This is a genomic window from Lederbergia ruris, from assembly GCF_018332955.1.
GTDB classification, from domain to species: Bacteria; Bacillota; Bacilli; order Bacillales; family Bacillaceae_C; genus Lederbergia; species Lederbergia ruris.
Genome location: NZ_BORB01000002.1, coordinates 221,904 through 228,144 on the forward strand (window position 1 = coordinate 221,904; position 6,241 = coordinate 228,144).

Genomic DNA, 6,241 nt, shown 5'->3' on the forward strand with positions numbered 1-6,241 from the left:
GCCTGTAGCTAGACACCAAAGGGTGAATCGATGTTGACTTACGCAAGCAGGCACCGAAAGTTTGCTAGTCGCTGGGCGTTGGAACTAGATCCGGTATAGATATTTTTTTAAAAAAAGGGATGGTCTTCATTAGGGACATCCCTTTTGTTAAGAAAGGGGGGACGATATGCGAATCCCACAGATTCAAATGGAATCAAGACAAGCGAAAATCGCGATTCAGACGGTTCCAGCAAGACAATTGATCCAACAGCCAAAAGCGGATGTAAGAATGGAACAACCACAAGCTGAATTGAAAATGCGAACAACTCCAGGAAAATTAACGATTGACCAGTCGCAAGCATGGGAAGAAATGAATCTAAAGAGTACGTTTAAAGCAGTAAAGGAAAATGCGGTGAAGGGAAATCAAAAAGTTTTGGAGGGCATTGCCCGTGTGGCCCAGGAAGGCGATGAAATGATTGAGATCCAGAATGGGCAAAACGCTTTTGTCGAGCAAGCGAAACGCCATGCCACCCCACCCATGCCAGACGTAAATATCACGTGGATTCCATCCCCCTTTGCGGTCAAAACGCATTACCAACCAGGGCGTGTGGACATTCAATTCCAACCAAGAAAACCTAGGATTGATGTAGCCATCCAAAAGCCAATCATTCATTATTCACCGGGAGATGTACAAATCCAGCTAGCACAACGAAACCAGTTGAAAATTGATCTTGTAAAATAGGAGTGTGAAAGATGAACATCCAAACGAAATACCATGGAGAAATCGACATCCAGCCAGAGACCATTCTTACTTTTGAAAAAGGGATCCCCGGTTTCCAAGATGAAAAGCAATTCACTTTATTGCCATTACCAGAGATGGACGCGGTTTCGGTCTTGCAATCGGTCACAACACCAACACTTGCTTTTGTCATTGCGGATCCATATAGCTTTTTTGCAGATTACACCTTTACTTTAGATGAAAATACTGTTGAACTGTTAAAGATAGAAAGTGATCAAGATGTGAGTGCCTTTGTGATTTTAACGGTGCACGACCCATTTGAAAAAACAACCGCTAATTTGCAGGCGCCAATCATTGTCAATGTAAAAACGAACCATGCCAAGCAAGTGATTCTCAATCAAGAAAACTACAAAACTAAAACGCCGCTCTTTGGCCAAACGGTAAAGGGGTGATTCGATGCTTGTACTAACAAGAAAAAAAGGCGAATCGATTCAAATTGGTGATGATATCGAAATCACCATCACGCAAATCAAAGGCGACCAAGTGAAAATCGGCATCCAAGCCCCGAAAAATGTAGAGATACACAGAAAGGAAATCTGGGTAGAAATTCAGCAGGAAAATGCCGCAGCATCTACAGGAGTTGGAGATCTGTTTGGTGTCTTAGTGAAGGCGAAAAAAGAATAGGTCATGAAATGAAACTGTTAATGATGATCATTGGCAGTTTTTTATGTTGCTTTTTCCACAAAGAACAGCAATCGACTTCCTAAATTTTTACAAAAAAAGAAGAAAAAATTAGCAAAAACCATTAAACTTTCCCGAACCATGACGATATAACTAGTAGAACGGATGAGAGGAGCGCGGCCGATCCTCAACCCCGTCAAAAACACAAGAACAACCAACCACAAGGACGTGGCTGGCACATTCAAGGAGGAAAACACATTATGATTATCAATCACAATATCGCAGCGTTGAACACACACCGTCAACTTGGTGCTGCTACAAACGCACAATCAAAATCTATGGAAAAATTGGCTTCTGGTATGCGTATTAACCGTGCTGGTGACGATGCGGCAGGGCTTGCTATTTCTGAGAAGATGCGTGCGCAGGTTAAAGGATTAGATATGGCGTCTAAAAACGCTCAAGACGGTAAACGAGAAATGCCGCTCTAAGTAGTAATACTTAGATGAACACTCCGTGAATTCGGTGGAACCCCAAACCAGCTTTGCAGTAGTGGATGGTGGGCAATACCGAGCCAAGCCTAATGAATTGGTTAAAAGTAATTAGGAAGGTGTAACGATCAGGTGGTGAAGAACCAAACTAATAACCCACCCACGAGCGCGGGGCATCCCAAGTGGATGAAGATATGATCTGAACTTTATGGAAACATAAAGAGGTAAAGGATTAAATGCTTTTGCGATAACAAAATTGATTTCTCTAATCCAAACTGCAGAAGGTGCATTGAACGAAACACATTCAATTCTACAACGTATGCGTGAACTTGCTGTTCAATCATCAAACGATACAAACAATGATTCTGATAGAAAAGAGCTTCAAAAGGAAATAGATCAACTATCGGAAGAAATTACACGAATTGCAAATACAACTGAATTTAATACAAAAAAATTATTCGGTGCTGATGAGAACGATCGATTCACAGGTAAATTCCATATTGGAGCTAATGCCGAACAAAATATTGAATTGTCAATAAATGCCATGGATGCTAAGTCCTTAGGAGTTGCTGAAGGGGGGACAGAGTTAGAAACTGCTAATAGTGAAGATGTGAAAGTTGATGGTCAGGATTTTACAGGACAAACCGTCCTTAAAAATGGTGACGAAATCGTAGCTGTTGAAATCAATGGTGAATATTATAATCTATCTGATGTAACAGCAGTTGAAGATGACGCTGATCCAGGTACTTATAACCTTCAGGCAAAAACAGGAGCTAAAGCTCTAGAAGCTAATGATGATGGTAAATATATGACAAAGGCTGGAGGAATTGATATCTCTAGTCAAGAAAATGCAGATACAGCAATCACTACTATAAATGAAGCTATTGAAAAAGTTTCTGCTGAGCGTTCAAAACTTGGTGCCTACCAAAACCGCCTAGAACACACAATTAATAATTTAAGTACTTCTTCCGAAAACCTAACAGCTGCGGAATCTCGTATCCGTGACGTTGATTATACTGAAGCCGCCTAAGCGGTGCAGGTACAGTCGTCCTAGCTGGTAACGGCTAGAGAGTATGATCGGGTGAATTGCTGGAAAACCCTTAGAGCTTTTCTTACCACAACGTAGTTGGAAACGACAAGCGTGATGGTGTGAAAAAAGAAAAGATTGGGCAATCAGCAGCCAAGCTCCTGTCCCGAAAGAGTGGAGAAGGTTCAACGACTAGGATAGACCATCTTAGGCGCAAGCTATGATGATGAAATCCATAGGTGAAACAATGTCCATCAGCATTGTGAATCCGAAGTGCCCGACCCCTACTAGAATCCTAGAGGGTGAAGATATAGTCTAGTCATTTATGAAAGTAAATGTTCGCACGATGGCGAAAGAAATGATGGAACAAACAAAGAACTCTATCCTTGCACAAGCATCTCAAGCAATGCTTGCACAAGCTAACCAAGCACCACAAGGAGTATTGCAATTGCTTCGTTAATTTGAATTATTCAAAGGAACTCTAGTTTTTCTAGGGTTTCTTTTTTTAAATTAAGAAAAGAGTAGAATAAAGAAAGTTGGTGGTTATATTGAATAGGAAATTATTTGTGAGAGATTTATTTGAATTTTCTATAGATGAAATAGATTTATATAACTTAGATAAGGAGATTTTTATTGCTAACATTATTCCTGAATTCAATGCAAAATACTTCCCACCTAATCTTCTAAAGAATATAAAATTTCAGGGGGAATTACTAGAGAAGGAAATGTACTTTTCAATTATGAGGAAATATAACCCCGATATATCTGAGGACTCAATAAGTACTGAGTTTTTAGGACAAGTAGTCCAGGGGGGATTCTACAGTATTAACGGAATTGATTTACCAAATGGTACGATCAATTTTGAAAACATTTATTCCAAGGAAAATAGTATTTTTAATAACACTAGAATTGAATCACCATACAAAGATATAGTAGAGGAGAAAGAGATCCAACACTTTGATGGTGATCTTCAGATAGTAAGACCTAAGAAAAAGAAAGTACTTTCAAATTTATATTTATATTGTTTTAATGTTGGACAAGGAGATTCCTTGCTGGTTATTACACCGACTGGGTCTGTGTATATAATAGATACCAATTACTACTCCCGAAAATCAGTTGAAAATTTCATTGAAAATGTAAAAGATATTTTAACTTCTCATGGACTACCCTCTACAAAGATAAAAGCATTAATAATAACCCATAAACATGTAGATCATCTTAGAGGGGCTAGTATTTTGTTAAACAAAGCAGTGTTTGATATAGAATACTTCTTAATAAATCATGATTATAAACATGATTTAAAGTCAGTGAAAATGTTATTAGAAGCTGCTAAGTCTATACCAAACTGGATTAATATTAATAAACCAGGTCTTTTTATGGACGGAGGAGTTAAGTTTGAGATCGTCAATCCCGATTATGATACTTCTTCTAATCAAGTGGCTCCAGATATGAATGATAGTTCTATATCCATTCAGATTTTAAATGGAGATGATACCATTTATCTAACTGGAGATACAGGTCACGAATATCTATATCACAAATTTTCTCCTCATAAAGGAAATGCGGATACAGTTTTAAAAGTATCACACCATGGAAGTAGGACAGGGACAAATGATAAAATGTTATCACGTTTGAATCCAAATTATGCTTTCATTTCGGCAGGCAACTCAAAAAAATATAAACATCCTCATAAAGAAGTGGTTGATAAATTGGAAAAAAGAATTGGTAAAGCAAACCTTGATATTTCAAAAAGTCTCAAATTTAGGAGATTATACATTTCTACCGGTGGCGGAATTTCTCGCACAAGTTGGTAACGTTGATTTCGGTGAAGGCATTATAAAAATAAATCCGAGACTGTCAATTTACTTGTCTTAGTATTTGCTGCCGACATTCGAAGAAATATAGAATTGTTCGAGTACCTAGCGTTATGAAAAGGGACCAACCCGATAGCAGCTAGATTCTTTTTGTCTCTACCTCAGCATTCAATAGTCTTAGTTTAAGTGCCAGGTTCTGGTTGCCCAGTGAAGTTGGCACCAACACACTCCTACAGATTAATCTGGTTTCCGTGACATTAATTTTACTCACAAAGAGCGCACAGGTACAGTTGTCCTTGCTGGTACCGTTTAGGGAGTATGATCGGTTGAACTGCTGGAAAACCCTTAGAGCTTTTCTAACCACAACGTAGTTGGAAACGACTAGCGTAAGGAATTAAACATTATCAGGCGCTTAAGTTGAATAAAATCAATGAAAACAAACTAAAGGCCCGGTGAATTACCGAGCCTACTTGTGCCTAATTGCGTTTTTCAATTTTAAAGATGATTTTATAGTTTAACAAAAAATACCATATTGCACTCCCAATTAATGAAGCGAAAATACTAGTAATAACATTTGTCAAATTCTCCACCTCTACTTAAATAATGGGTTCAAAGGGTACTCTTGATTCACAAGTTCAATAAATCCGCTAAATGTGCTTCATCCTACTGGAGTCCCTCTGAACACAAATCCAGAATTTCTCGTTCATACGAATAGCACATAGCAGGTCTCCTGACTTTTGCTTCACCTTACTCGAATACCTTCCCAAACATTAAGTTCAGTGGTCAATCTTTCATCCACAATCACAGTTGCTTAAAACAGTTCTGGATTTTAACCAGATTCCCTTTCAAGACATACAATGTCACTATATTCTATTAAAATCATTATATACCAGATAATAATTCGATAGCAACTTTTCAATCAAGTTTTATTTTCGAAAGCACCATTCAATAATTCTACTATTCGAAAGTCCAGTAATTTGTTTGATTTTTGATAAGTAAATTTTATGTTCCTTATTAATAATAATGCGATATGGTTTAGTGATTGTTTTTTTACGGGACCATTGATAATGATCCCTAAAAAATTGAATATGTCCTTCCTTTTTATTTACGAGATCGAATAGCCCTTTTAATTTTTCGAGTTGCGTATTTATTTCATAGGTGGGTTTTTTTAGCTGCAGAGAACTTGGAAGATAAATCGTGGTTGTTTTTGCTAGGCTCTTTGGTTGTGTATTTATTGGTATTTTTCTTTGCATTGAAGGGTGGATGTTTATGGCAAACTAAAAATGTAGGTTATGGCACTTCTTTTATGCATGTCCTATAGGGCTATGCATAAAAGAAAAAGCCACTTGCTAACAACTCAATAATTAACTACACTTCCTGTTGGACCCATTATTCTGGCAGGAGGTAGATTAGGAGTGTTAGAAGTGACTGAAATTAATTATATCAGACAACAAGTGAACGGAAAAGGGCATACATATGCAGAGGTTGCGAGAAGAACAAATAGAGACCCAAG

6 protein-coding genes, 1 pseudogene and 1 riboswitch are annotated in these 6,241 nt (G+C 37.8%); all 7 genes and pseudogenes read left to right on the forward strand.

Annotated features, from left to right (window positions below):
- Nucleotides 1–166 precede the first annotated feature (166 nt).
- Complete coding sequence (locus tag KI363_RS02405; RefSeq protein ID WP_212965332.1) at nucleotides 167–721, forward strand: DUF6470 family protein; 555 nt, start codon at nucleotides 167–169, stop codon at nucleotides 719–721.
- Nucleotides 722–732: 11 nt separating this feature from the next.
- Nucleotides 733–1,170 (forward strand): flagellar assembly protein FliW, encoded by a 438-nt coding sequence (gene fliW, locus KI363_RS02410; protein WP_212965334.1) that lies wholly within the window; start codon nucleotides 733–735, stop codon nucleotides 1,168–1,170.
- A 4-nt stretch (nucleotides 1,171–1,174) separates the two neighbouring features.
- A complete protein-coding gene (csrA, locus tag KI363_RS02415; RefSeq protein ID WP_212965336.1) occupies nucleotides 1,175–1,402 on the forward strand; it encodes a carbon storage regulator CsrA in 228 nt (75 codons plus the stop codon).
- A gap of 257 nt (nucleotides 1,403–1,659) precedes the next feature.
- Nucleotides 1,660–1,866 (forward strand): annotated as a pseudogene (locus tag KI363_RS02420) (flagellin N-terminal helical domain-containing protein); the annotation flags it as partial.
- A gap of 310 nt (nucleotides 1,867–2,176) precedes the next feature.
- The gene (locus KI363_RS21930; protein ID WP_444543499.1) at nucleotides 2,177–2,917 is read left to right on the forward strand and encodes a flagellin N-terminal helical domain-containing protein; all 741 of its coding nucleotides are present in this window, start codon (nucleotides 2,177–2,179) and stop codon (nucleotides 2,915–2,917) included.
- A 322-nt stretch (nucleotides 2,918–3,239) separates the two neighbouring features.
- On the forward strand, nucleotides 3,240–3,374 hold the full coding sequence (locus KI363_RS02435; protein WP_062108993.1) for a flagellin: 135 nt from the start codon (nucleotides 3,240–3,242) through the stop codon (nucleotides 3,372–3,374).
- A gap of 106 nt (nucleotides 3,375–3,480) precedes the next feature.
- Nucleotides 3,481–4,728: a ComEC/Rec2 family competence protein gene (locus KI363_RS02440; protein ID WP_212965340.1), complete on the forward strand. Its 1,248-nt coding sequence runs from the start codon at nucleotides 3,481–3,483 to the stop codon at nucleotides 4,726–4,728.
- 703 nt (nucleotides 4,729–5,431) lie between these two features.
- Nucleotides 5,432–5,611, reverse strand: a riboswitch (cobalamin riboswitch).
- Nucleotides 5,612–6,241 lie beyond the last annotated feature (630 nt).